At 64.3% G+C, this 23902-nt stretch carries 20 protein-coding genes and 1 tRNA gene; 13 read left to right on the top strand and 8 right to left on the bottom strand.

The window, feature by feature from the left end; translation table 11 throughout:
• The first annotated feature begins 30 nt into the window (after nucleotides 1–30).
• From rsmI to ACSU1G_RS14205, 3 genes are all read left to right on the top strand, one after another.
• A complete protein-coding gene (rsmI, locus tag ACSU1G_RS14215; protein ID WP_439280606.1) occupies nucleotides 31–852 on the top strand; it encodes a 16S rRNA (cytidine(1402)-2'-O)-methyltransferase in 822 nt (273 codons plus the stop codon).
• Between the two features lie 267 nt (nucleotides 853–1119).
• Entirely contained in the window at nucleotides 1120–2697 is a 1578-nt protein-coding gene (gene metG, locus ACSU1G_RS14210) for a methionine--tRNA ligase (protein WP_439280605.1), read from the top strand.
• A 16-nt stretch (nucleotides 2698–2713) separates the two neighbouring features.
• Complete coding sequence (locus tag ACSU1G_RS14205; RefSeq protein ID WP_439280604.1) at nucleotides 2714–3610, top strand: TatD family hydrolase; 897 nt, start codon at nucleotides 2714–2716, stop codon at nucleotides 3608–3610.
• A 187-nt stretch (nucleotides 3611–3797) separates the two neighbouring features.
• Here ACSU1G_RS14205 and ACSU1G_RS14200 read toward each other — a convergent pair whose 3' ends face one another.
• The gene (locus tag ACSU1G_RS14200; RefSeq protein ID WP_439280603.1) at nucleotides 3798–5051 is read right to left on the bottom strand and encodes an MFS transporter; all 1254 of its coding nucleotides are present in this window, start codon (nucleotides 5049–5051) and stop codon (nucleotides 3798–3800) included.
• A gap of 35 nt (nucleotides 5052–5086) precedes the next feature.
• Here ACSU1G_RS14200 and rsmA point away from each other — a divergent pair, with 35 nt between their 5' ends.
• The 3 genes from rsmA to ACSU1G_RS14185 are packed head-to-tail and all read left to right on the top strand — an operon-like array spanning nucleotide 5087 to nucleotide 7955.
• Nucleotides 5087–5935, top strand: coding sequence for a 16S rRNA (adenine(1518)-N(6)/adenine(1519)-N(6))-dimethyltransferase RsmA (gene rsmA, locus ACSU1G_RS14195; RefSeq protein ID WP_439280602.1), 849 nt, complete (start codon nucleotides 5087–5089; stop codon nucleotides 5933–5935).
• A 9-nt stretch (nucleotides 5936–5944) separates the two neighbouring features.
• Complete coding sequence (gene mgrA, locus ACSU1G_RS14190) at nucleotides 5945–7012, top strand: L-glyceraldehyde 3-phosphate reductase (protein ID WP_439280601.1); 1068 nt, start codon at nucleotides 5945–5947, stop codon at nucleotides 7010–7012.
• Nucleotides 7013–7019: 7 nt separating this feature from the next.
• A complete protein-coding gene (locus ACSU1G_RS14185; protein ID WP_439280600.1) occupies nucleotides 7020–7955 on the top strand; it encodes a 4-(cytidine 5'-diphospho)-2-C-methyl-D-erythritol kinase in 936 nt (311 codons plus the stop codon).
• A 132-nt stretch (nucleotides 7956–8087) separates the two neighbouring features.
• On the opposite strand, the gene mmsB is transcribed toward ACSU1G_RS14185, so the two are convergent.
• From mmsB to chvE, 3 genes are all read right to left on the bottom strand, one after another.
• Entirely contained in the window at nucleotides 8088–9311 is a 1224-nt protein-coding gene (gene mmsB / locus ACSU1G_RS14180; RefSeq protein ID WP_439280599.1) for a multiple monosaccharide ABC transporter permease, read from the bottom strand.
• Nucleotides 9308–10861 (bottom strand): multiple monosaccharide ABC transporter ATP-binding protein, encoded by a 1554-nt coding sequence (gene mmsA / locus ACSU1G_RS14175; RefSeq protein ID WP_439280598.1) that lies wholly within the window; start codon nucleotides 10859–10861, stop codon nucleotides 9308–9310. The genes mmsB and mmsA overlap by 4 nt, the downstream gene beginning before the upstream one ends.
• A gap of 85 nt (nucleotides 10862–10946) precedes the next feature.
• On the bottom strand, nucleotides 10947–12095 hold the full coding sequence (chvE, locus tag ACSU1G_RS14170) for a multiple monosaccharide ABC transporter substrate-binding protein (protein ID WP_439280597.1): 1149 nt from the start codon (nucleotides 12093–12095) through the stop codon (nucleotides 10947–10949).
• Between the two features lie 174 nt (nucleotides 12096–12269).
• Between chvE and ACSU1G_RS14165 the strand changes: the two genes are divergently transcribed.
• From ACSU1G_RS14165 to ACSU1G_RS14155, 3 genes are all read left to right on the top strand, one after another.
• The gene (locus tag ACSU1G_RS14165; protein WP_439280596.1) at nucleotides 12270–13796 is read left to right on the top strand and encodes an ATP-binding cassette domain-containing protein; all 1527 of its coding nucleotides are present in this window, start codon (nucleotides 12270–12272) and stop codon (nucleotides 13794–13796) included.
• An 86-nt stretch (nucleotides 13797–13882) separates the two neighbouring features.
• Nucleotides 13883–15043 (top strand): ROK family protein, encoded by a 1161-nt coding sequence (locus tag ACSU1G_RS14160; RefSeq protein ID WP_439280595.1) that lies wholly within the window; start codon nucleotides 13883–13885, stop codon nucleotides 15041–15043.
• A 68-nt stretch (nucleotides 15044–15111) separates the two neighbouring features.
• Nucleotides 15112–16929, top strand: a complete 1818-nt coding sequence (locus ACSU1G_RS14155) for an ABC-F family ATP-binding cassette domain-containing protein (RefSeq protein WP_439280594.1) — start codon at nucleotides 15112–15114, stop codon at nucleotides 16927–16929.
• On the opposite strand, the gene ACSU1G_RS14150 is transcribed toward ACSU1G_RS14155, so the two are convergent.
• On the bottom strand, nucleotides 16910–18397 hold the full coding sequence (locus tag ACSU1G_RS14150) for an MFS transporter (RefSeq protein WP_439280593.1): 1488 nt from the start codon (nucleotides 18395–18397) through the stop codon (nucleotides 16910–16912). The genes ACSU1G_RS14155 and ACSU1G_RS14150 overlap by 20 nt on opposite strands.
• Before the next feature lie 55 nt (nucleotides 18398–18452).
• On the opposite strand from ACSU1G_RS14150, the gene ACSU1G_RS14145 reads away from it, so the two are divergent.
• Nucleotides 18453–18923, top strand: coding sequence for a MarR family winged helix-turn-helix transcriptional regulator (locus ACSU1G_RS14145; protein WP_439280592.1), 471 nt, complete (start codon nucleotides 18453–18455; stop codon nucleotides 18921–18923).
• A 22-nt stretch (nucleotides 18924–18945) separates the two neighbouring features.
• Here the strand turns inward: ACSU1G_RS14145 and ACSU1G_RS14140 are convergent, their stop codons facing one another.
• Genes ACSU1G_RS14140 through ACSU1G_RS14130 form a run of 3 tightly spaced genes read right to left on the bottom strand, consistent with a single transcriptional unit; the run spans nucleotide 18946 to nucleotide 21261 of the window.
• On the bottom strand, nucleotides 18946–19839 hold the full coding sequence (locus ACSU1G_RS14140; protein WP_439280591.1) for a L,D-transpeptidase: 894 nt from the start codon (nucleotides 19837–19839) through the stop codon (nucleotides 18946–18948).
• Nucleotides 19836–20744: a pseudouridine synthase gene (locus tag ACSU1G_RS14135; RefSeq protein WP_439280889.1), complete on the bottom strand. Its 909-nt coding sequence runs from the start codon at nucleotides 20742–20744 to the stop codon at nucleotides 19836–19838. Before ACSU1G_RS14135 ends, ACSU1G_RS14140 begins: the two co-directional genes overlap by 4 nt.
• A 22-nt stretch (nucleotides 20745–20766) precedes the next feature.
• Nucleotides 20767–21261, bottom strand: coding sequence for a MarR family winged helix-turn-helix transcriptional regulator (locus ACSU1G_RS14130; RefSeq protein ID WP_439280590.1), 495 nt, complete (start codon nucleotides 21259–21261; stop codon nucleotides 20767–20769).
• Nucleotides 21262–21351: 90 nt separating this feature from the next.
• Here ACSU1G_RS14130 and ACSU1G_RS14125 point away from each other — a divergent pair.
• The 3 genes from ACSU1G_RS14125 to ACSU1G_RS14115 all read left to right on the top strand — a co-directional run bounded on the left by ACSU1G_RS14125 (nucleotide 21352) and on the right by ACSU1G_RS14115 (nucleotide 23901).
• Nucleotides 21352–21423: transfer RNA gene (locus tag ACSU1G_RS14125), tRNA-Gln, on the top strand.
• A gap of 1 nt (nucleotide 21424) precedes the next feature.
• A complete protein-coding gene (glmU, locus tag ACSU1G_RS14120) occupies nucleotides 21425–22858 on the top strand; it encodes a bifunctional UDP-N-acetylglucosamine diphosphorylase/glucosamine-1-phosphate N-acetyltransferase GlmU (RefSeq protein WP_439280589.1) in 1434 nt (477 codons plus the stop codon).
• Nucleotides 22859–22866: 8 nt separating this feature from the next.
• Nucleotides 22867–23901: a ribose-phosphate diphosphokinase gene (locus ACSU1G_RS14115; protein ID WP_439280588.1), complete on the top strand. Its 1035-nt coding sequence runs from the start codon at nucleotides 22867–22869 to the stop codon at nucleotides 23899–23901.
• Nucleotide 23902: the final 1 nt, after the last annotated feature.

The following is a 23902-nucleotide window of genomic DNA, read 5'->3' as shown; positions in this document are numbered from 1 at the left end:
AGCCTAGGACTTCCCGCTTAGGCTGAATGCGTGATCATCCTCGCTGCGACTCCGATCGGAAATCTCGGCGACGCCTCCCGCCGCCTCATCGAGGTGCTCGAGAATGCCGAGATTGTCGCGGCAGAAGACACCCGGACGACCGCTCACCTGCTTCGTGCGCTGCAGATCGAGAATCGTCCGCGACTGATCGCGCTGCACGATCACAACGAGAAGCACAAGGCGGCGGAGCTTGCGGCGCTTGCCGCGGACCAAGACATCGTCGTCGTCAGCGACGCCGGGATGCCAGCGGTCAGTGACCCAGGATATGGACTGGTCGCAGAGGCAGTTGCGCAGGGCGTCACCGTCACCGCGATCCCCGGACCCAGTGCGGTGCTCATGGCGCTCGCGATCTCAGGTTTGCCGACGGATCGATTCACCTTCGAAGGTTTCCTGCCGCGGAAGCCGGGGGATCGGCGCACCGCACTCAAGAAGCTCGCGACCGAGCAGCGAACGATGATCTTCTTCGAGTCCGCGGCACGACTGACCTCCTCGCTCACAGACATGGGCACGGCCTTCGGCGAGACCCGGCGCATCGCCGTCTGTCGCGAGCTGACCAAGTTCTACGAAGAGGTTCGCCGTGGCACGGCATCCGAACTCGTCGAGTGGGCAGCGAACGGCGTCAAAGGTGAGATCGTCGTCGTCGTCGAAGGCGCGGCCCCCGTCGCGATATCCGCGGAAGACGCCGTCGCCCAGGTGCAGTCACTCGTCGAATCAGGCATGCGTCTGAAGGAAGCCTGCGCCGAGGTCGCCGCCGCGACCGGCCTGAGCTCTCGCGACCTCTACCAGCAGGCGCTGGCTGCCCGGAAGCAGTGACTGACGACGCGGCCCTCGCAGTACCGCATCAATCTCGCAGAGTTTCCGAGAATTCCGGCGAGATAGGTGTCGTTCTGCGAAATTCATGCGACGCAGACGCCGCCGCTGAGCATCCAACGAGCGCCCTGCTCGGAGATGTGCGCTTCGCTCGGAGGAATCCTCGGAATTTCTCCGAAGATCGCGTACATCTCCGAGGAAACAGCACGTGCCGCAGCCCGTGATCACCGGGGCGTAACCACCCCGCGCATCCGGCCTAGAATTGACCGCATGCCCGCAGGCGAATCTTTCTACATCACCACGCCCATCTACTACCCCTCTGATGTCCCGCACATCGGACACGGGTACACGTCAGTGGCGGTCGACACGCTCGCGCGTTGGCACCGCCAGGGCGGCGATGACACCTGGATGCTCACCGGCACCGATGAGCACGGTCAGAAGATGCTCCGCGCTGCTGCGGCGAACAACGTCACCCCGCAGGAATGGGTCGACAAGCTCGTCACCGAGGCGTGGTTCCCGCTGCTGGAGACTCTCAACGTCGCTAACGACGACTTCATCCGCACCACGCAGGAGCGTCACGAGACGAACGTGCAGGTGTTCTTCCAGCGACTGTACGACGCCGGATACATCTACGCGGGCGAGTACGAAGCGCTCTACTGCGTGGGCTGTGAGGAGTTCAAGCCGGATTCCGAGATCGTCGATGGCACCGGGCCCTTCGAGGGCCTGAAAGTCTGCGCGATCCACTCCAAGCCGCTTGAGCTGCTGCAGGAGAAGAACTACTTCTTCAAGCTCAGCGAGTTCCAGGACCGCCTGCTGGAGCTCTACAAGACCGAGCCCGACTTCGTGCGCCCGCACTCCGCCCGCAACGAGGTCGTTTCTTTCGTGTCGCAGGGCCTGAAGGACCTCTCGATCTCGCGCTCGACCTTCGACTGGGGCATCCCGTTGCCGTGGGACGAGTCGCACGTCATCTATGTGTGGGTCGACGCGCTGCTCAACTACGCCACCGCTGTCGGCTACGGCTCCGATGAGGAGTTGTTCGCCACGCGCTGGCCGGCCTACCACGTGGTGGGCAAGGATATTCTGCGCTTCCACGCCGTTATCTGGCCGGCACTGCTGATGGCCGCAGGCCTCGAGGTGCCCAAGGGTGTCTTCGCGCACGGCTGGCTGCTTGTCGGCGGCGAAAAGATGTCGAAGTCGAAGCTCACCGGCATCGCGCCGACCGAGATCACCGATGTCTTCGGCTCTGACGCGTACCGTTACTACTTCCTCTCTGCGATCGCGTTCGGCCAGGACGGCTCGTTCAGCTGGGAAGACCTCTCGGCCCGCTACCAGGCTGAGCTCGCGAACGGCTTCGGTAACCTCGCCTCGCGCACGATCGCGATGATCGAGAAGTACTTCGACGGCGTCGTTCCGGAGGCTGCCGAGTACACCGAGCAGGACCTCGTGATTCAGAAGATCGTGGCGGATGCTGCGACTGCGGCCGATGGATGGATCGACCAGTTCCGCATCGATGAGGCCATCTCGTCGATCTGGACGATCGTCGATGCCTTGAACGGCTACATCACCGAGAACGAGCCGTGGGCGCTTGCCCGCGACGAGGACAAGCGTGCGCGCCTGGGCACAGTGCTCTACACGTGCGCCGAGGGCCTCCGTGCGCTCAGCGTGCTGCTGTCGCCGGTCATGCCGCAGTCGACCGAGAAGCTCTGGTCGGCGCTCGGCGCTGCCGAGGCTCTCGGCGTGCTGCAGGCACAGCCCGTCCGCGAGGCCGGCACCTGGGGCATCCTCCCCGCCGGCACGAAGGTCGCAGCCCTCGCGCCCTTGTTCCCGCGCGTAGAGTCCCAGCCCTGATCGCGAGACTTCACGTATGACCTCTGAACAGCCCGAAACGGTGACATACGTGAAGGCTCGCAGCCAGGACGGGCGCAAGGAACTCAGGTACCCGGCGGCGCCGGAACCACTCACAGTGCCGATGTACGACAACCATGCCCACCTCGAGATCACCGACGGGGTCGAGCCGCTCAGCCTCTCCGAGCAGCTCGATCGTGCGCAGGCCGTCGGCGTGATCGGTGTTGTGCAGGCATCCGGTGACATCGAATCGTCGCGATGGGCGGTGGATGCCGCGGCATCCGATCTGCGCGTGCTCGCCGCCGTCGCGATCCATCCGAACGACGCCCCGACATACGCCGAAGCCGGTCAGCTCGACCACGCGATCAGTGTGATCGACGAGCTGGCGGCGCATCCCAGGGCGCGCGCGATCGGCGAGACCGGGCTGGACTTCTTCCGTACTGAGGAGCACCGGCGCGGCCCGCAGTTCGAGAGCTTCGAGGCGCACATCGCACTCGCGAAGAAGCACGGCATCGCGATGCAGATCCACGATCGTGACGCGCACGATGCAGTGCTCGAGACCCTGACTCGCGTCGGCGCCCCGGAGACGACCGTGTTCCACTGCTTCTCCGGTGATGACGCGATGGCGAAGATCTGCGCGGATGCCGGGTACTACCTGTCGTTCGCCGGCAATGTCACGTTCAAGAACGCGCAGAACCTGCGTGATGCGTTGAAGGTCACCCCGCTCAATCGCATCCTCGTCGAGACGGATGCCCCGTTCCTGACGCCGGTGCCGCTGCGCGGTCGTCCGAACGCGCCCTACCTGATCCCGCACACCCTGCGATTCATGGCCGCGGAGTTGGAGCTCGACGTCGACGAGCTTGCCACCCAGATCGCTCGGAACACCCTCGAGGTCTACGGCTCCTTCTCTGATTGAGCATTCTTTCGGATGTGGTCTCGGGCGCGTGTACTGGTGAGTACATCGATGGGAGTGCATCATTACGCGAATCGGCGCTCAGCTCGTTCCCGCTGAAGGCGAAGCCGCGCTGCAGCGCCTCATTGATGAAGGCGTCGAGATGCCGCCTGCCGCTGGTGATCGCCGAACCAGGATCGCCGGTTGAGCCTCAGCTGACGACATCCTCGTCGAGCACGGGTTTGGCGTTCACGATGTGCGAGATCGGCTTCCAGACGATGAGTAGCGTGATCGCCGAGCCCACGAAGGCGAACCACCACGGGGCGGTGAGCCCCCACACCTGCGCGATCACCCCGCCGAGTGCCTGCCCGATCACCATGCCGCCGAACACACCGACCATGTTCACCGAGGCCACCCGGCCCTGCAGCGCGTGCGGCACGAGCCGCTGGCGCACGGTCGTGGAGATCGTGCCCCAGACGAACGCATAACTGCCGAACACGAACATGATCACGAGCGCCACCCACGCGTGCGTGGTCAGCGCGAATGCGAGATGCATGAGCACCTCCAGCGACAGTGCGACCCGCATGAGCGTGGCGAAAGAGACGTGCCGCTCCAGCCATCCGAATGTCAGCGTGGCGAGGATGCCGCCGGCTGCGGATGCTGTGGTGAGGGTGCCGTATCCGACGGCGCCCATGTGCAGATGCTCGGTCGCGTAGAGGACGAGTACGCCCCAGGGCGCGGCCCACGTGATGTTGAAGGTGAGGATGATCAGCACGAGCATCCGCACGGGCGGGTTCCGCCACATCCATCGCACGCCCTCGGCGATGTCGGTATGCACCGGCGACGGCTTGTCCACATCGCGCGGCGGCACCGGCGTATGCGCCATCCGCGAGATCAGCACGATCGCCAGTGAGACGCACACGACCTCGACGAGGAACGGCCATGCGGATCCGGCGGCGAACAGGAAGGCTCCGATCGGTGGACCGGCGAACTGGTTGGCGACCAGGTATCCGGCCTGCAGTCGCGCGTTGCCGATGCCGAGGTCAGCGGGTTTCACGAGCATGGGCAGCAGTGTGCTGCCCGCGGTATCGACGAATACCTCTGCCGTGCCATAGAGGAACGCGACGGCGAGCACGATCCAGATGTTCGCCGTGTCGGTGAAAAGGAACGCGCACAGCGCGACCAGCACGATCGCACGCGCAGCGTTCGTGAACATCACCATCCGGCGCCTGTCGAACCGGTCGGCGATGGCGCCGGCGTGAAGTCCGAAGATCAGCCACGGCAGGAACTGCAGCACGGCTCCTGAGGCGACCAGGATCGGAGACGATGTCATCGAGGCGATCAGCAGGGGAGCGGCTGCCAGGGCGATCCCGTCGCCGACATTGCTCGTCCACGACGATGCGAGCAACCACCGGAAATCACGACCCATGCGACGGGGTGCGATGAGCTCTCCGAGAGTGGGCATTCGAACAGAGTACTCGCGTGGGGGACAATGGCAGGATGACTGTCACGCTGCTCGGCGCCACCGAGATTCGCCGCCTTGCTGCCGAACTCGATGTCACCCCTACTAAGAAGCTCGGCCAGAACTTCGTCGTCGACGCCAACTCGGTGCGCAAGATCGTTCAGGTGGGTGCGGTCAAGGCGGGTGAGCGCGTCGTCGAAGTGGGCCCTGGGCTCGGTTCCCTCACGCTTGCGATTCTGGAGACCGGAGCATCCGTCACCGCCGTCGAGATCGATCATCGGCTCGCCGCACGCCTGCCGGAGACGGCCGTGGCGCACGGAGTGCCCGCGGATGCACTGACCGTGGTGGATGCGGACGCGCTGCGCATCACCGAGCTCCCCGGAGACCCGACCGTACTGATCGCGAATCTGCCGTACAACGTCTCGGTGCCGGTATTGCTGCACTTCATGGAGACCTTCCCGAATTTGCAGCGCGGCGTCGTGATGGTGCAGGCAGAGGTCGGCGAACGGCTCGCAGCCCCTTCCGGAAGTAAGATCTACGGCACACCGAGCGTGAAGGCTGCCTGGTACGGCAAATGGCGACTCGCCGGCACCGTTTCTCGGCAGGTGTTCTGGCCGGTGCCGAACGTCGACAGCGTGCTGGTCGCGTTCCAACGATCTGACGAAGTGCGCGGCGATGAGGAGCTACGCAAAAAGACCTTCCGCATCGTCGACGCGGCCTTCCAACAGCGCCGCAAGATGCTGCGGCAGGCGCTCTCCGCCGTCCTCGGCGGCACCGCTGCCGAGGCATCCGCAATTCTGGAGAAAGCAGGCGTCGCACCGACCGCCCGCGGTGAGCAGTTGACCATTGATGACTTCGTGCGCATCGCTGAGGCGCTGGACGGCTAACCTGGAGGCGTGACTGAAACGCCGCGCTTCCCCACCAACATCGCCGAACTCCACCGCCCGTACGTGGCGAAGGAGGATCGCTATCAGCAGTTCGAGTACCGCCAGGTCGGTACGTCCGGGCTCTACCTGCCGCCGATCTCACTCGGGCTGTGGTGGAACTTCGGAGATAACATCCCGATGGACAACCAGCGCGCACTGCTGCGCCACGCGTTCGATCGCGGCATCACGCACTTCGACCTCGCCAACAACTACGGCCCGCCCTACGGCTCGGCCGAGAAGAACTTCGGTCGTGTCTTCGCCGAGGACTTCCGTCCGTACCGCGACGAGCTGATCATCTCGTCGAAGGCCGGCTATGACATGTGGCCCGGTCCCTACGGCAACTTCGGGAGCCGCAAGTACCTCCTCGCGAGCGCCGAGAAGTCGCTGACGTCGATGAACCTCGACTACGTCGACATCTTCTACTCGCACCGTGTCGACCCCGTCACGCCGATTGAGGAGACCGTCGGGGCGCTCGACACCCTGGTACGCCAGGGCAAGGCGCTCTACGTCGGAATCTCCTCGTACAGCGCTGAGCGCACCGCGAAGGCCGCAGCCGTCGCGAAGGAACTCGGCACCCCGCTGGTGATCCACCAGCCCTCGTACTCGATCCTCAACCGCTGGACCGAGGCCGAGCTCAACGACACACTCCGTACCGAGGGTCTCGGGGCCATCGCCTTCACGCCGCTCGCACAGGGACTGCTCACCGACAAGTACCTCGGGGACGGCACGGCGGATCGGGCCCAGAAGCGCCGATCGATCTCTGAGAAGCCCCTTTCGGCTGAGGGCCTCACCATCCTCCGCGGACTGAACGAGATCGCCAAGGAACGCGGGCAGACGCTTGCACAGATGTCGCTGCAGTGGACGCTGCGCGATCCGGTGGTCGTCTCGGCCCTGATCGGTGCTTCGCGCCCCGAACAGATCGATGAGAACATCGCAGCGATCAACGGCCCGGCGTTCTCGGACGACGAGCTGGCACGCATCGACGCGCTCTCCAACGGCATCGACGTCGACCTTTGGGCTTCTTCGTCCACTCTGTGAGACATCCATGAGCCTTGCCGCGGTTCCCGAAGCAGTGCACGTGCGTGCGCCGGGGAAGATCAACGTGTACTTGGGGGTGGGTGGCCGTCATGACGACGGCTACCACTCGCTGGCGACGGTGTTCCAGGCGGTGTCGCTCTACGAGGACGTCATCGCCTATCCTGACGACGGCTTCTCGTTGAGTGTGTCTGGAATCGACGATCCCAGCACCGTACCGGTGGATGACCGGAACCTCGCGATGCGCGCGGCGAAGATGCTCGCAGCGGCGACCGGATACACCGGTGGTGTGCACCTCGAACTGCGAAAGAGCGTGCCGGTCGCCGGCGGAATGGGCGGCGGTTCAGCGGATGCTGCGGCCGCTCTCGTCGCGTGCGATGCGCTGTGGAACACCGGGCTCTCGCCCCAGCGTCTGCACGAGCTTGCCGCTCGACTGGGGGCCGACGTGCCCTTCGCGTTGCACGGCGGCACTGCGGTGGGCACCGGGCGTGGAGACCAGCTGAACCCTGCCCTCGCGCGAGGGCGGTTCGACTGGGTGCTCGTGACCAGCGAGGCGGGGCTGTCGACACCCGCGATCTACGCGCGCCTCGATGAGCACCGTGCCCAAAACGGCGCCCTCGCCGATGACCCGCCGCTGTCACTCGATGTGCCGATTCCGGTGTTGCAGGCGTTGCGTGCGGGAGATCCGCACTCGCTGGCCGCGTGCATGTACAACGACCTTGAGGTTCCAGCACTGCTCGAGCGACCCAGTCTCGATGAGGTCATCAAGGCAGGGCTCGAGGCCGGCGCGCTCAGCGGCATCGTCTCCGGCTCCGGCCCGACGATCGCCTTCCTCTGTGAGTCGCCGGAGAGCGCACGATACGTGCAGGGTGAGTTACAGGCCTCCGGCCGTGTGGCTCTGCACGTGCACGGACCGGTGGCTGGCGCACGCATCATCTCGGCCTGAGGCCACTTCGGCCTGAATTCGAACATCGTGCTCACGCTCGACCTTGCCGGTCGGCCGGTGGCGCTGGCGACGCCGGAGGCCGGAGCGCATACGACGCTCCGGCCTCCGGGTACTACGCTCTACGATCTGCGCTCAGCGCACTGTTCCCGCGCGGCGCTTGTTGTAGATGTCGAAGGCGACCGCCAGTAGCAGGACGAGACCCTTCACGATCTGCTGGCTGGACTGCGGGACACCCATTAGCTGCATGCCGTTCGTCATGACAGCCATGACTAGGCCGCCGACGAGCGCTCCTCCGACGCGTCCGACGCCGCCCATCGTGGAGGCACCGCCGATGAAGCATGCCGCGATCACGTCGAGCTCGAACATGTTCCCCATACCGGGCTGCGCGCCGTTCGATCGCGATGAGAACACCGCTGCCGCGATGCCGGTCAAGAAGCCCATGTTGACGAAGATCCAGAAGTTCACGCTTCGCACATTGACACCCGAGAGGCGGGCAGCCGACAGGTTGCCACCCACTGCGTAAACGTGACGGCCGAACACCGTGCGGTTCGCGATCACCTGATACACCAGGATGAGCACGGCGACGATGATCAGGACGATCGGGAAGCCACGGTTGTATGCGAGGGCCCACGCTAGGGCCAGCAGCACGGCGGAGATCACGACGAGCTTCAGCACGAAGAGTGGCATCGACTCCACGGTCTGGTTATACCCCTGACGCGTGCGACGGTTGCGCAGCGAGGAGACAACGATACCGATCACAGCAAGGACACCGATGACGAGAGTGAAAATGTCTACGGTCAGGGGCACGGCCTTCAGGCCCTCGCCCTGGCCCACCGTAATTGACCCGAAGGTGCCGTCCAAGAATCCGCTGGCGACGTCACGGTAGGCAGTCGGGAACGGCGACAGCGACACATTATCGAGTACCAGCCAGGTGAGACCCCGGAACAGCAGCATGCCAGCCAAGGTGACGATGAACGCCGGAATTCCGGCGTACGCGACCCAGAATCCCTGCCATACGCCCACCAAGATACCCGTGACGATGGCTGCGATCACGCCGACCCACCACGGCATGCCCATGCGGATGACGAGAACGGCCGAGACGGCGGACGCGAACGCGAGGACCGAACCGACCGAGAGGTCGATATGACCGCCGACGATCACCAGGATCATGCCCAGCGCCATAATCAGGATGTGCGCGTTCTGCAGCACTATGTTCGTGACGTTTTCCGGGCTGAGCAGCGTTCCTCCGGTGAGGATCGTGAACAGCAGGATGATCGCGACGAATGCGATATAGATGCCGGACGTGCGCAAGTTGTGGGTCAGTAGGTCTTTGACCTCGGTGAAGACGTTATTCATGCCGCGGCCTCCTTCGTGGCAGAGTTTTCAATTGTCATCAGGGACATGAGCGCTTCCTGCGTCGCATCGGCGACGGGAAGCTGCCCGGTGATTCGCCCGTAGGCGAGGGTATAGATGCGGTCGGACAGCCCGAGCAGTTCGGGCAGTTCGCTGGACACCAGGATGACCGCCTTGCCCGCAGCCGCGAGCGCACCGATGATCTCGTAGATCTCGTACTTGGCACCGACGTCGATGCCTCGGGTCGGCTCGTCGAGGATCAAGACTTCAGGGTCCGTGTACAGCCATTTCGCCAGCACGACTTTCTGCTGGTTGCCGCCGGAGAGATTTCCGACGGTCTGAGCGACGGTTCGCGACTTGATGTTGAGATCTTTGCGGTACTTTTCCGCGACTTCCACCTCGCGGTTTCGGTCGATGAACGGCCCCGCGGATGTCAGCTTGCCCAGGGCAGCGGCGGAGATGTTCGTCTTGATGTCGGTGATCAGGTTGAGGCCGTATTCCTTCCGGTCCTCCGACACATACGCGATCCGATTGGCGATCGCATCTTTCACCGTACGCGTGGAAATTTCCTCGCCATGCAGGAAGACCTTGCCTGAGGCATCTCGTCCGTAGCTGCGTCCGAAGACGCTCATCATGAACTCGGTGCGGCCAGCGCCCATGAGCCCGGCGATGCCGATGATCTCTCCGGCGCGCACAGAGAGCGAGGCATCGTCCACGACGACGCGGCCCTGCTGCGTCGGGTGCAGCACGCGCCAGTTCTCGATACGGAAGATCTCCGCGCCGATGTTCGGCGTGCGTTCGGGGAACCGGCGATCCAGCGATCGGCCGACCATGCCCCGGATGATGCGATCCTGGGTGGCGTCGGGGCCGTGCATGTCGACGACTTCAATTGCCTGCCCGTCGCGGATGATCGTCGTCGAATCGGCGATATCGACGATCTCGCCGAGTTTGTGACTGATGATGATGCAGGTGATGCCCTGCTCACGAAGGCCACGGAGCAGGTTGAGTAGGTGCTCGGAATCGGAGTCGTTGAGTGCGGCGGTCGGCTCGTCGAGGATGAGCAGGCGGACGTTCTTCGTCAGCGCCTTGGCGATCTCGACGAGCTGCTGCTTGCCGACGCCGAGCTGGCCGACCGGCGTCGTCGGATTTTCGTGGAGTCCGACGCGCGCCATGAGGGTTGTTGCTCGCGCGTTGGCCTCGTGCCAGTCGATGAGCCCGCGCTGGACGATCTCGTTGCCGAGGAAGATGTTCTCGGCGATCGAGAGGTACGGAACAAGGGCGAGCTCTTGGTGGATGATGACGATGCCGGTGTGCTCGGAGTCCTTGATCGCGTTGAACCGCTGCGGTTCCCCGTCGAAGATGATCGAGCCGTCGAATGAACTGTGCGGGTACACGCCGGACAGCACTTTCATGAGGGTGGATTTTCCGGCGCCGTTCTCGCCGCAGATCGCATGGATCTCGCCGCGGGCGACGGTGAGCGTGACATCGTCGAGCACCTTGACGCCGGGGAAATTTTTGGTGATGTTGCGCATCTCGAGGATAGCGTCGGACATCGCAGCTCCTGTCTGTGAGTGGGTGACAGCAGTTGTGACGTCCGTCTGCCGAGCCGGGCTCGGCAGACGGACGTCACAATGCGGATCAGTCGGCGACGCCTGCGGCGATCTCTTCCGCGGTCCAGTACTCGGAGTCGACTAGCAGCGAGGTGATGTTGTCCGCCACGACGATGTCCGATTCGAGCAGGTAGGCCGGGACGACCTTCACTCCGTTGTCGTACGTCTCAGTGTCGTTCGCCTCCGGGGTCTCGTTCTTCGCGAACGCGTCGGCGGCCGCCACTGCCTGAGTGGCGAGTTTGCGCGTGTCCTTGAAAATGGTCGCGTACTGCACGCCGTCGGCGATCATCTTCACCGACGCGATCTCGGCGTCCTGACCGGAGACGATCGGCAGGCCGTCTTCGATGGTCGAGCCGTAGCCGGCGTTCTCAAGAGCCGTGATGATGCCGCGCGAGATGCCGTCGTATGGAGCCAGCACGCCGTCGAGCGGCTTGGCGCCACCGTCATACGTGCTGGTGAGAAGGTCCTCCATGCGCCTCTGCGCGGTGGCCTGGTCCCAGCGCAGCGTCGAGACGGTATCCATCTCGATCTGCCCGGACGTGACGGTGATCCGGCCGTCATCGAAGTACGGCTGCAGCGTGTCGATCGCACCCTGGTAGAAGAACTTCGTGTTGTTGTCGTCGGGCGATCCGGCGAATAGCTCAACGGCCTTGGGGTCGGTCGCGCCGGTCTCCTCGTTGTTCTCGTCAAGGAACCCGAGTCCGCGCAGCAGTGACTGCGCCTGCTGCACTCCGACGGTGTAGTTGTCGAATGTGACGTAGTAGTCGACGTCTTCGGTGCCGTTGATCAGTCGGTCGTATGCGATGACCGGAATGCCCTTGCTGGCAGCGTTCTCAAGCTGAGTCGCCAGAGCGGTCCCGTCGATGGACGCGACGATGAGGATGTCGGCGCCGTTCGTGATCATCTGGTCAAGTTGCTGCTGCTGACGCGGGATGTCGTCGTTCGCGAACTGGAGGTCGACGTCGTAGCCGGCCTCTTCGAGCTGCGACTTGACAGCATCGCCGTCGGCGATCCAGCGTTCCGAGGTTTCGGTTGGCATGGCGACGCCGACCGTGATGTCACTTTCCTCGGCGCTACCTTCTGACTCGGAAGCAGGGCTGCTTGCGCAGGCTGCGAGTCCGAAGGCGAGGGCGAAAGCACCGGTAGTTGCTACTGCACGCAGGACGCTTTTTCTCATTGCAATCTCTCTTCCTTGAAAGGTTGGTGGTCCGTGCTGCCGGACCACCTTGTCGGCTGCGGTGAGGCGCTCATGCGCTTTCCGCTCCCGAAGCATTGCATATTGACGTGCCTGTGGACAAATTATTTTTTTCGATACCATGGGAGAACCCGATCGACGCGGAGAGGTGGTGCGATGCCCGAAACAGTGCTGCGCATGGCGAGAGTCACGAAGCGCTTTCGAGGAGTTGTGGCGCTGAACGACGTGTCCCTCGAAGTGCGCCGCGGCGAAGTCCACGCGATCTGCGGCGAGAACGGCGCGGGAAAATCGACGCTCATGGAGATCCTCAGCGGGGTGCATCCGCACGGAACGTTCGAGGGGACGATCAGGTTCGAGGGACGCGACATGCGGTTCCGTTCCCTCGCAGACAGCGAGGACGAGGGCATCGTCATCGTGCACCAGGAACTGGCGGTCGTTCCACAACTCTCCATCGCCGAGAACATCTTCCTCGGGCACGAGGTCGCCCGGTTCGGCCTTGTCGATGAGGCAACCACCTATATTCGCGCGGCTGAGCTCATGGCCAGGGTTGGGCTCCACGAGAGCCCGGCGACGCGGATATCCGAACTGGGGATAGGCAAGCAGCAGCTGGTCGAGATCGCGAAAGCGCTGGCCAAGGATGTCAAACTGTTGATCCTCGACGAACCGACCGCTGCGCTCGGACGCGACGATTCCGATCGGCTGATGGCGCTGATCGACCGGATCCGCTCACAGGGGATCACCTGCGTGCTGATCTCGCACAAACTGAGTGAGGTCTTGGCAATCGCCGATCGGATCACAGTGCTTCGCGACGGCGCGACGATCGAGACGATGCGTAGCGATGACCCGGACACCGACGAGGGCCGGATCATTCGAGCGATGGTCGGTCGCCCACTCGACGATCTCTTCCCGCCGCGCGAACCGGACATCGGCAATGAGCTGTTCCGCGTCGAGAACTGGACAGTTCACCACCCCGGCGATGCCCAGCGTGTCGTGATCGACGATGTGAGCTTCCACGTGATGGCGGGTGAGATCGTGGGAATCGCCGGTCTCATGGGTGCCGGGCGGACCGAGCTTGCGAGGAGCATCTTCGGTCGGTCGTACGGCTCTGTGATTACCGGGTCGGCATTCAAACACGGTGAGGAGATCGAGCTGCGGACGATCCGGGAGGCGATCGGTCACGGCATCGCCTACGCGCCGGAGGATCGCCGACATGACGGACTCAACCTGCTCGCCTCGGTGCAGACGAACATCTCATCGGTGGCACTGGGGCGCCTCGCTCACCGGGGGCTGGTCGATGGCGTCCGCGATCGCAAGGTGGCAGAGGCGTATCGCTACAAGATGAACATCAAGACGCCGAGCGTGAGCGCACCAGCCGCGACGCTCTCCGGTGGTAATCAGCAGAAGACCGTGCTGTCGAAATGGATCTTCAGCAACCCCGAGGTGCTCATCCTCGATGAGCCCACCCGGGGCATCGATGTCGGTGCCAGGTATGAGATCTACGGGCTGATCAACGAGCTCGCGGCCCAGGGTAAGGCGATCATCGTGATCTCCTCTGAGCTTCCGGAGGTGATCGGGCTCTCCGACCGGGTTTACACCCTCGCGCACGGGCGCATCACCGCCGAAGTGGCCAGAGCGGATGCCACACAGGAGCTGCTCATGCGACACATGATGGTCAAGTTCTGATGGCTCCGAGGCAACACATGGTAGAGCGTGACTTTTCCGTACCTTCCGCAGTCGCCCGTCCGGCCGCGCGCACGACGAATGAGGACGTGCGACAGCAGAACCTGTCCTCGGTGCTGCAGCTGGTGCACGGGTCCGGCGCCATGTCTCGATCGGAGATCGGCGCGCTGACAGGGCTGAATCGTTCGACGGTGACGGGTCTGGTCCAGGAGCTCCTCGATCTGCAGGTCGTGTGCGAAACATCGGTGAAGCCCACCGGCCGCGCCGGCCGTCCGTCACTGGGTGTCGCGGCCGACGACCGCGTCGTCGCGCTGAGCGTGACTGCCGACCCACACGCCGTTTCCGTGGCTTTGGTCGGCCTGGGCGGGACCGTGCACTCGCGGGTCCGCCACGACCTCGCCAAGCCCCCGAGCCCGAGGCGTTTCGCGCAGCTCGCTTCGTCGCTGATCGACGGTATGCGCGCAGACATCGATCGCCACTACCGACTCGTTGGAGCGGGTGTCGCAGTTCCCGGCCTCGTCGACCACAGGGGTGCGGTGCTGCTGTCGCCCTCGCTCGGCTGGCGCCGGGAGAACCTGGCGCATCGTCTCGCGGATGCACTCGGGATGGAGGTGACCGTCGGCAACGATACAAGCGTCGGCGCGATGGCGGAGACGAGGTTCGGCGTCGGGCGCGACGTCGACAACGTTCTCTACCTGAGCGGTTCCATGAACGGCATCGGTGGCGCTCTGGTCCTCGATGGCGCTCTGGTGCGCGGCACCTCCGGGTTCGCAGGAGAGTTTGGCCACACGGTCATCAACACGTCCGGAGCGCTCTGCTCCTGCGGCCGCCGCGGGTGTCTCCAGATCGAAGTGCATCCGGTGAAGGTGCTTGCACTGCTGGGCAGACGAGGCCTAGACGAGGACGAACTCGACATCGAACTCGGACTCGTGCGCGACCCCGTGATCCTCGCCGAGGTGGCCAGACAGGTCGATGTGCTTTCGGTCGCGCTGACCAACTTCGTCAACGCATTCGCGCCCCAGATGGTTGTGCTGTCCGGCTACCTCGGCGTGCTGCTGGCGACGAGCCGTGAACGCCTGTCGGCCGCTGTGCGGCTCCATCCCGTGGGCGCGGAGGGTCGCACCGTCCGTCTCGAGCGCGCGCGCATGAGGTCGCACCTGATGCAGATCGCACCGGCTGAGCTCGCCTTCGAATCGCTGCTCAACGATCCGGTGTCCAAGGGCTTCGAGGATATGACCCCGCTGGAGTGACGCCGTACCCGCTCGAGCCTTGTGCTTGGGCGGCTTCTCCCATGTATGACGACTACCCTTGAGACGACATGGCACATCTTCTCGGGGCCGAGGCCCTCCACCTGGAATACCCGACCAAGGTCGTTTTCGACTCCATCACCCTCGGGATCGAGGAGGGGGATCGGATCGGCATCGTCGGACGCAACGGCGACGGCAAATCCAGCCTGCTGGCAATGCTCGCTGGCCGCAAGGAGCCGGACGGCGGACGCGTGACAATGCGCGCGGGCACCACCGTCGGCGTGCTGGATCAGGCAGACACACTCGATGACTCCCTCACGATCGCCCAGAGCGTCGTTGGCGACGTTCCGGAGTACGAATGGGCTGGTGACTCGCGCGTGCGCGACGTCATTCAAGGGTTGCTCGCCGACCTCGACTGGAACGCGCCTGTGCTGGGTCTTAGCGGTGGCCAGCGTCGCCGCGTCGCCCTCGCCACCCTCCTCGTCAAGGACTGGGACATCATCGCGCTCGACGAGCCGACCAACCACCTCGACGTCGAGGCGATCACCTGGCTCGCAGGACATCTGAATAAGCGCTGGGCAGTGAACTCTGGCGCCTTCCTCGTCGTCACACACGACCGGTGGTTCCTCGATGAGGTGTGCACCGAGACGTGGGAGGTGCACGACCGTATCGTCGAGCCTTTCGAGGGCGGCTACGCCGCGTACATCCTGCAGCGCGTCGAGCGTGACCGGATGTCGTCGGTTGTTGAAGCCAAGCGTCAGAACCTCGCCCGCAAGGAGCTCGCGTGGCTGCGCCGGGGCGCACCCGCACGTACAGCCAAGCCCAAGTTCCGCATCGATGCCGCGAACTCGCTCATCGAGGACGTCCCCGAGATCCGCGATGCCGTCTCGCTGCAGTCGCTCGCCGTCTCGCGGCTGGGCAAGGATGTCGTCGACCTGTTGGATGCCGGTGTCACCTACCCCTCGACAGGCTCGGGGATCGGCGAGGGCGAGCGTGAGGTGCTCCGCGATGTGGAGTGGCGGATCGCTCCGGGAGAGCGCACCGGGATTCTGGGCGTCAACGGCGCCGGAAAGTCGACGCTCCTCGGACTCGTCGCCGGCACTATTGAGCCCACCAGCGGTCGAGTGAAGCGAGGCACGACCGTCAAGGTGAAGACGCTGACTCAGCGAACCGATGAACTGACCGCGGTCTGGAACGACCCGGTGCGCAAGGTCGTCGCGAGCCTGCGCACGGAATACACGTTCGGCGCAGGCTCCAAGTCGCAGTCACTCACTCCCAGCCAACTGCTGGAGCGTCTCGGCTTTTCGTCCGCTCAGCTCTCGACTCCGGTGAAGGATCTCTCCGGTGGCCAGCAACGCCGACTGCAATTGCTGCTCGTGCTGCTCGAGCAGCCGAACGTGCTGATTCTCGATGAGCCGACCAACGACATGGACACTGACATGCTCGCTGCGATCGAGGACCTCCTCGATTCATGGCCGGGCACGCTCCTCGTGGTGAGCCACGACCGGTACTTCATCGAGCGGGTCACCGACCAGCAGTTCGCCGTCATAGGCGGAAAGCTCCGTCACCTGCCAGGGGGAGTGGACGAGTACCTTCGCCTGCGCACCGCCGAGCAGAATTCCCCGAAGTCGGCATCTGCCTCGGCATCCACCCGGGCATCCGGTCTGGAAGGCGCAGCCCTCCGCACTGCTCAGAAAGAGGTCGCGGCCGCCGAGCGGAAGATCCAGAAGCTGACGCAGCAGATCGACAAGGCCAAGCATGCTCTCGTCGAGCACGATCAGTCCGACTACGAGGGTCTCGCCGACAAGATGAAGCGAATCAGCACGCTGGAGGCAGAGGTCGAGACGTACGAGGCGCGCTGGTTGGAGCTCAGCGACCAGCTCGGCTGAGCTCGCGCGGAATCGCAGCGGTGATGAGGGCTGCGACGATCGCACTCACGCAGCCGATGAGCAGCGAAACCACGAATCCTGCGTGTGCGGGGAGCGCGTGCTCGCCGTAGGAAAAAACCATCGACGCCAGGACGACGCCGATGACGGCGGATGAAACAGACGTGCCGAGCGACCGCATGAGTGAGTTGAAGCCGTTGGCGGCCGCCTTGTCACTGGCGGGCACCGAGCCCATGATGAGGGCAGGCATCGCGCCGTACGCGAAGCCGATGCCGCATCCGGTGATCGTGCTGCTAGAGGCCATCAGAATGAGCGTCCACAAGATTGTTGTGCTGTTGGCCGGGCCAGGCTCACGAGCACCGATCGTGGCGAGAACGAGAGTCGCCAGGCCGTAGCCGGCAGCAATCACGATGCACGCCATGATGAGGGTGGTCCGCGGTCCGCGAGTGCGACTGATCGAGGCGCCGAGCTTGGACACAGCCATCATGCCGAGGCCCATCGGTGCGAGCCAGAGGCCCATCTGCACCATATTCTGCCCGAGGCCGTAGCCGATCTCGGTGGGCAACTGCATCACCTGAGGCACGATCAGGTTCATGGCGTACATCGCGAAGCCGATGAGGATCGACGCCATGTTCGTCAGCAGCACGACGGGCGCGACGGTGGTGCGAAGATTCACCAGCGGTGCGCGTCGACCGAGTTCGTATTTGCCCCACAGCATCAGTACGACGATGGCGACGACGAAGCAACCGAGAGTCAGACCGCTCGTCCAGCCCCACTCCGAACCCTTGGAGATGGCCAGCAGCAGCGCTGTGAGTCCAATCGCAAGACCGATTGCACCGACGTAGTCGAACCTGCTCTCGTTTCGAATCGCATTGCGGGCGGGAACCACTTTGATGAGAGCGACCGCCACGAGGACCGCCGCGAGACCCGTCGCCCAAAAGAGCACTCGCCAGCTCGCGAACTGGCTCACTCCCGCGGCGATCGGCAGACCGAGGGCACCGCCGATGCCCATCGAGGAGCTCATCAGAGCGATCGCGGCCCCGACCTTCTCCTTCGGGAGGATGTCATGCAGGAGAGAGATGCCGAGCGGAATGAGACCGCTGGCGAGACCCTGCAGCCCGCGCCCCACGATCATCGTCACGACGTCGCCCGCGATCGCGCAAATGACCGATCCGATGATGAACGGGATGATGGCGATCAGCATCATCCGCTTCTTGCCGTACATGTCGGCGAGACGCCCGGCGATCGGCGTCGAGATCGCGCCGGTCAACAGCGTGATGGTGATGATCCAGGAAGTGTTCGTTGCATTCGTGGCGAAGATTTGGGGCAGAGTGCCGAGGATTGGTATCACCAGGGTCTGCGCGAGCGACACCACGATGCCGGCCGCGGCGAGCACCGCGATGACAAGGCCGGGGCGAACGAGTGGAGCGCCCTGCGTGGGCGTGCTGTCGGTGCGGGGAATCGTGGTCACTTATGTATCTTACACATGTTGTGCATGTGGCATATTCATGTGGCATGATGGCGAAATGACCGCGGATCCGATCAATGTCATCGAGTACGAGTCGATGGTTTTCGAACGTCACCTCTCCTCCTTGCCGGGGCGCACCCGCCGCAGTGGAGGCGTGCTCGATCAAAGCGCATACACTCTGCTCAATCTGTTGCAGGCTGGTGGGCCGCAGAGTATCGGCGAACTCAGCGCGGTGACTGGGCTGGATGCCTCGACCCTCAACCGCCAGACGGCCGCACTGCTGCGAGACGATCTCGCGGAGCGCATCGCCGACCCGGATGGCGGGCTCGCGAGGAAGTTCCGGGCCACGGCGCACGGCGAGCTGTCAGCTCAGGAGGAACGCGCCGCCAGCCGCGCGGGCCTGGGCCGTCTGATGGAGGACTGGGCCAGCGAGGATCGTGAGGCCTTCGCCGAACTGCTTGGGCGTTTCAATCGTTCGATCGAGGAGCGGACCGGCCGCGACTGGCCTCGGCCGACGGCCAGCGACTGACTCCGCGCCCTCGTCGCCCACGTCAGGGCCTGATGATGACGCCGGTGCCCTCCGGCAGTTCGGAGAGCCTCGTGATGGCCGTCTCGTCGAGGCGGATGCATCCGTTCGAGATGGCCCCGGTGCGGTTGTCGTGATAATGAAACGCGGTCACTGCGACGTTCTCGCCGCCGAACCCATCGAGAACGGGCGACTGCAGGGACAGATAGACGATCGGGTGACCACGCGTGTAGCCGAATGAGGTGACCTCGGTCAGGTGGATGAACGCACGCCCGAGCGGCGTGGGGGAGACATCGGCGCCGAACGCGAAGTCTGTCGCGATACGTTCGGGAACGCCTGCGCGGACGATATCGACCGTGCGTGCGGACAGGCTGACCTCGACCGTTGTGTCCGTGGCCACCAGTTCGACGTCGGCGGTGCGCAGCCATCCGGTCAGCTGTGCCGGATTTCCCTGGGACGGGATGCTCTGGCGCCCGGTCAGGAGCACGCGTACCCAGTTCTCCTCGTGCTCCACCACGGCGACCGTTGTGCCGCCGTATCGGTGCTCGCGCGGTAGCGCTGCCACCGGCTCTCCGAGTGGATCGGCCCAGACGGGCGCGGCGTCGGTGATGGCGCGGGCGGTGTATCCGGAGAACGGCGCATCCGGGTCGGCGTCGACCGGGAGCTGCGGCAGCACGGCGAACACATTCGCCTCTGGGAGTGTGAGCGCGTCGTAGACGCCGGTGTTCGCCGGGAAGCCGGTGGGGGTCGGAGTGGGAGTGGGTGTGGGCGTTGGATCCGGGGTGGCGCTCGGCGCGCTGGTCACGGCAGGCGCGGCATCGGCGCGAGGCCAGACCACTGCGAGGACCACGACCAGCGCGACGATCAGCGCTCCGATGACGCCAACGAGGGCCCACTCACGCGGCCCGAGCCGCCTCACGGTGCGTACTTCAGCGTGCGTCGGCTCAGGAACTCGCGCTGCTTGCCCGTCAGCGGATCGATGAAACGCAGCTCTCTGGCGAGCAGCTGGAGCGGCCGCTCGTGGTCGTCTGGCTTCTCATCGGTGAGTATCGGGTAGAGGTTGTCGTGCAGAATACCGGCGCCCACCGAGGCGAGATGCACGCGCAACTGGTGCATCTTGCCGGTGTGCGGTCGCAACAGTGTGTGGATGACCTGATCGTCGGCGTCGATCAGCTCGATGAGCGTCTCGGAGTTCGGCTCTCGTGACGGGTCGACCTCGACGCAGAGCTGACCGCGCAACTTCTCGATATGGGTGCGCACGGTCAAGGGGAACGGGTTCTCCCAATGTTCGGGCCGTGTGGACACTGCCTCGTAGACCTTCGTAATCTGCCGCTTCTGGAACATCACCTGGTAAGCACCGCGCGTCTGCACGCGGGCCGAGAACATCAGCAGCCCGGCGGTGGCGCGGTCAAGCCGATGGATCGGCGCGAGATCTGAGTTGTCGAGTTGTCTCCGCAGGCGCACGAGCGCTGAGTTCTGCACATACTTCCCGGCGGGGGTGCTCGGCAGAAAATGTGGTTTGTCGATGACAACGAGGTCATCGTCCTGGTACAGGATCTCGGAGTAGAACGGGATCTCGGTCTCGGCCGGCGGCTCCCGGTAATACCAAACGAACTCTTCAGCCTCCAGCGGTGTGTATCGGGTCAGGGCCGAGCCGTCAGCGGCGACAATTTCACCGCGATCGAAGCGTTCGCGTAGCCATTCCGGATCGAGATGGAAGAAGCGTTCGACCATGTAGGCGCTCGCTGTCGGCCAGGGGCCAGTGCGCGGCAGATGCAGTCGAGTGGCGCCGACGCCGTCGCGGACGGGAAGCGGGGAGGCCATCGCCATCAGGAGTGCACCGCCATCAGGAGTCGTAGCTCAGGCTGAGTTTGCGCAGCAGAGTCGCCATGCGGTCTCGATCGGTGCGCGACAGTGCCTGCAGCAGTTCGGCCTCGACGTCGACAAGGCGGGTGATCGCGGCATCGACCCGAATGCGGCCATCGTCGGTCAGCGTGACCTGAACGCTGCGGCCATCTCCTGGATCGGCCTCTCGGCGCACGAAGCGGCGTCCCACCAGCCGATCAATCCGGTTGGTCATGGTGCCGCTGGAGACGAGAGTCTGCTGCAGAAGCTGCTTGGGGGAGAGCTGGAACGGAGTGCCCGCCCGGCGAAGAGCAGAAAGTACATCCCATTCCCAGGTCTCGATGTCACTGCGCCGGAAGACATCACGTCGTGCGCGGTCGAGATGCTTGGAAAGGCGATCCATCCGGGAGAGCACCTCGAGCGGGGAGAAATCAAGGTCGGGGCGCTGGGTATTCCACGCGCCGACGATCCGGTCGACTTCATCTGCCTCGCTCATCTGTCCATTATCGCCTCAGACGAACATCACTCGTGGCGACGGTGGACCCCTCAGGCATGGCAGAATTGTCTCGCGGCCTCATCGCCGCGGTCCGCCGTAGTGTAATGGCAGCACGACAGCCTTTGGAGCTGTTAAGTCTAGGTTCGAATCCTGGCGGCGGAGCATGACGGAGAACAAGCTCGCGATCATCGTGCTCGCCGCGGGGCAGGGCACCCGCATGAAGTCGCGATTGCCGAAGGTGCTCCACTCGATCAGCGGACGTTCGCTTGTCGGACATGTGCTGACTACGGCATCCCGTCTCGGCGCGGAGCGCATCGAGGTCGTGGTCCGTCATGAGCGTGACCGTGTCGTTGCAGTGCTCGCCGAGCACTACCCGGACGCCATCATTGTCGACCAGGACGAGATTCCTGGTACCGGGCGCGCAGTGCAGATCGCTGTCGACGCGCTGCCAGCGGACTTCACCGGCGACGTGCTCGTGCTCTCCGGCGATGTGCCGCTGCTGGAAGCAGAGACTCTGCAGGCGCTGGTCGACGCGCACCGAGGAGCCTCCGCTGCGGCCACAGTGCTCAGCGCGCTGTTGGACGATCCGACCGGCTACGGCCGCATCATCCGCGACGCCGGCGGCACCGTGGCGCGCATCGTGGAACAGAAGGATGCCACAGCAGAAGAGGCCGCAGTCTCCGAGATCAACTCCGGCGTCTATGTGTTCCGAGCCTCCGCACTGCGCACCTTCCTGGCGAAGGTCGACCAGAACAACGCGCAGGGCGAGATGTACCTCACCGACGTGATCGGGCTGCTGCGCCAAGCGCAGGAGATCGTCGCGGCCGAGGTCGCCGGGGACTCCGCCGCGACCTTCGGCGTCAACGATCGGATCCAGTTGGCCGAGGCAGGCCGCGTGCTCAACAATCGCATCGTGCGCCACTGGCAGCGCGAGGGTGTCACCATCATCGACCCCGCGACCACCTGGATCGATGACGACGCGAAGCTCGCGGCTGACGTCACCATCCTGCCGAACACGATCATCTCCGGCGCAACCGTCATCGACTCCGGCGCCGTGATCGGTCCAGACACATCGTTGGTCGACTGCGAGGTCGGTGCGGATGCCGTCATCCGTCGTACCGATGCGACGCTCGCCGTCATCGGCGCCGGTGCGAGTGTCGGTCCCTTCGCTTACATCCGCCCTGGCACGGTACTGGGCGCGAACGGCAAGATCGGCACCTTCGTAGAGACGAAGAATTCGCAGATCGGTGAGGGCAGCAAGGTTCCGCACCTTTCCTACGTTGGCGACACCACGATCGGTGATCGCGTCAATCTCGGCGCCGGTGCCATCACCGCCAACTATGACGACATCGTCAAGCACCGCACCGAGATCGGTGACGAGGTGCACACGGGCTCGCATAACGTCTTCGTCGCGCCCGTTAGGATTGGTGCTGGTGCGAAGACCGGAGCGGGAGCGGTCGTCCGAAAGGACGTCCCTGCTGGTGCCCTGGCCTTGAGCGTGGCCCCTCAACGCAATGTCGAGGGGTGGGTCGAGAAGAATCGTGCCGGGACCGGCGCTGCACACGCGGCATCCCGAGCGAATAAAACCGCAGAGTAAGGCAGGTCATGGGGCACAAGAAGAAGACCGTTGCATTAGATCGAGACAACGGTGTGGCCCCCGGGCTCATCTCGAAGACCAAGAAGCGGCTCGTCGTCGCAGGCGGTCGTTCACACCCAGAGCTGACTGCAGCGGTCGCCGAGGGACTCGGCATCCAGCCGGTACCCGTCGAACACCGCACATTCGCGTCTGGCGAGATCTATGCCCGCTTCGAAGTCTCGATCCGCGGATGCGACCTGTTCCTGATTCAGACCTTCGGTACGCCGGTCAATGAGTGGCTCATGGAGACGCTCATCATGATCGATGCCGCCAAGCGTGCATCGGCGAAGCGCATCACGGTCGTCGCCCCGTACTACCCGTACTCGCGCCAGGACAAGAAGGGTCGCGGCCGTGAGCCGATCAGCGCCCGCCTCGTCTCGGACCTGCTCAAGACGGCTGGCGCCGACCGCATCATGAGCGTCGACCTGCACGCCGCGCAGATCCAGGGCTTCTTCGATGGCCCCGTCGACCACCTGTTCGCAAAGCCGGTGCTGTTGGAGTACTTCAAGACGAACCTCACTGCAGAAGACCGTGAGACCCTCACGATCGTCTCGCCCGACATGGGGCGCGTACGCGTGGCTGACACCTGGTCGGACAGTCTGGGTGCCCCGCTGGCGATCATTCACAAGCGCCGCGACCCGAAGGTCGCCAACCAGGTCTCCGTACACGAGATCGTCGGTGCCGTCGAAGGCCGCACCTGCCTGCTTGTTGACGACATGATCGACACCGGTGGCACCATCGTCAAGGCTGCGCAGGCATTGAAGTCCGCAGGCGCGCGCCGCGTGATCGTCGCTGCCACACACGCGATCTTCAGCGACCCGGCAAGTGAGCGTCTTCAGGATATTTCGATCGACGAGGTCGTCGTCACCGACACGATCCCGCTGAGCGAATCACGTCGCTGGGATGGGCTCACTGTTTTGCCGATCGCCCCGCTGCTGGCACGCGCTGTCCACGAGGTGTTCCAGGACGGTTCAGTCACCAGCATGTTCGGTGGCGACGCGTAAC

This window comes from Microbacterium sp. A93 (assembly GCF_051842835.1).
Note: the sequence above shows the minus strand (reverse complement) of the source record. Positions and strands in the feature narration are given on the sequence as shown.

Bases quoted from the DNA above. Each gene is read 5' to 3' on its own strand.
- metG (WP_439280605.1), top strand. From the start codon at position 1,120: ATGCCCGCAGGCGAATCTTTCTACATCACCACGCCCATCTACTACCCC.
- ACSU1G_RS14205 (WP_439280604.1), top strand. From the start codon at position 2,714: ATGACCTCTGAACAGCCCGAAACGGTGACATACGTGAAGGCTCGCAGC.
- ACSU1G_RS14200 (WP_439280603.1), bottom strand. From the start codon at position 5,051: ATGCCCACTCTCGGAGAGCTCATCGCACCCCGTCGCATGGGTCGTGAT.
- rsmA (WP_439280602.1), top strand. From the start codon at position 5,087: ATGACTGTCACGCTGCTCGGCGCCACCGAGATTCGCCGCCTTGCTGCC.
- ACSU1G_RS14185 (WP_439280600.1), top strand. From the start codon at position 7,020: ATGAGCCTTGCCGCGGTTCCCGAAGCAGTGCACGTGCGTGCGCCGGGG.
- mmsB (WP_439280599.1), bottom strand. From the start codon at position 9,311: ATGAATAACGTCTTCACCGAGGTCAAAGACCTACTGACCCACAACTTG.
- mmsA (WP_439280598.1), bottom strand. From the start codon at position 10,861: ATGTCCGACGCTATCCTCGAGATGCGCAACATCACCAAAAATTTCCCC.
- chvE (WP_439280597.1), bottom strand. From the start codon at position 12,095: ATGAGAAAAAGCGTCCTGCGTGCAGTAGCAACTACCGGTGCTTTCGCC.
- ACSU1G_RS14165 (WP_439280596.1), top strand. From the start codon at position 12,270: ATGCCCGAAACAGTGCTGCGCATGGCGAGAGTCACGAAGCGCTTTCGA.
- ACSU1G_RS14155 (WP_439280594.1), top strand. From the start codon at position 15,112: ATGGCACATCTTCTCGGGGCCGAGGCCCTCCACCTGGAATACCCGACC.
- ACSU1G_RS14145 (WP_439280592.1), top strand. From the start codon at position 18,453: ATGACCGCGGATCCGATCAATGTCATCGAGTACGAGTCGATGGTTTTC.
- ACSU1G_RS14135 (WP_439280889.1), bottom strand. From the start codon at position 20,744: ATGGCCTCCCCGCTTCCCGTCCGCGACGGCGTCGGCGCCACTCGACTG.
- ACSU1G_RS14130 (WP_439280590.1), bottom strand. From the start codon at position 21,261: ATGAGCGAGGCAGATGAAGTCGACCGGATCGTCGGCGCGTGGAATACC.
- glmU (WP_439280589.1), top strand. From the start codon at position 21,425: ATGACGGAGAACAAGCTCGCGATCATCGTGCTCGCCGCGGGGCAGGGC.
- ACSU1G_RS14115 (WP_439280588.1), top strand. From the start codon at position 22,867: ATGGGGCACAAGAAGAAGACCGTTGCATTAGATCGAGACAACGGTGTG.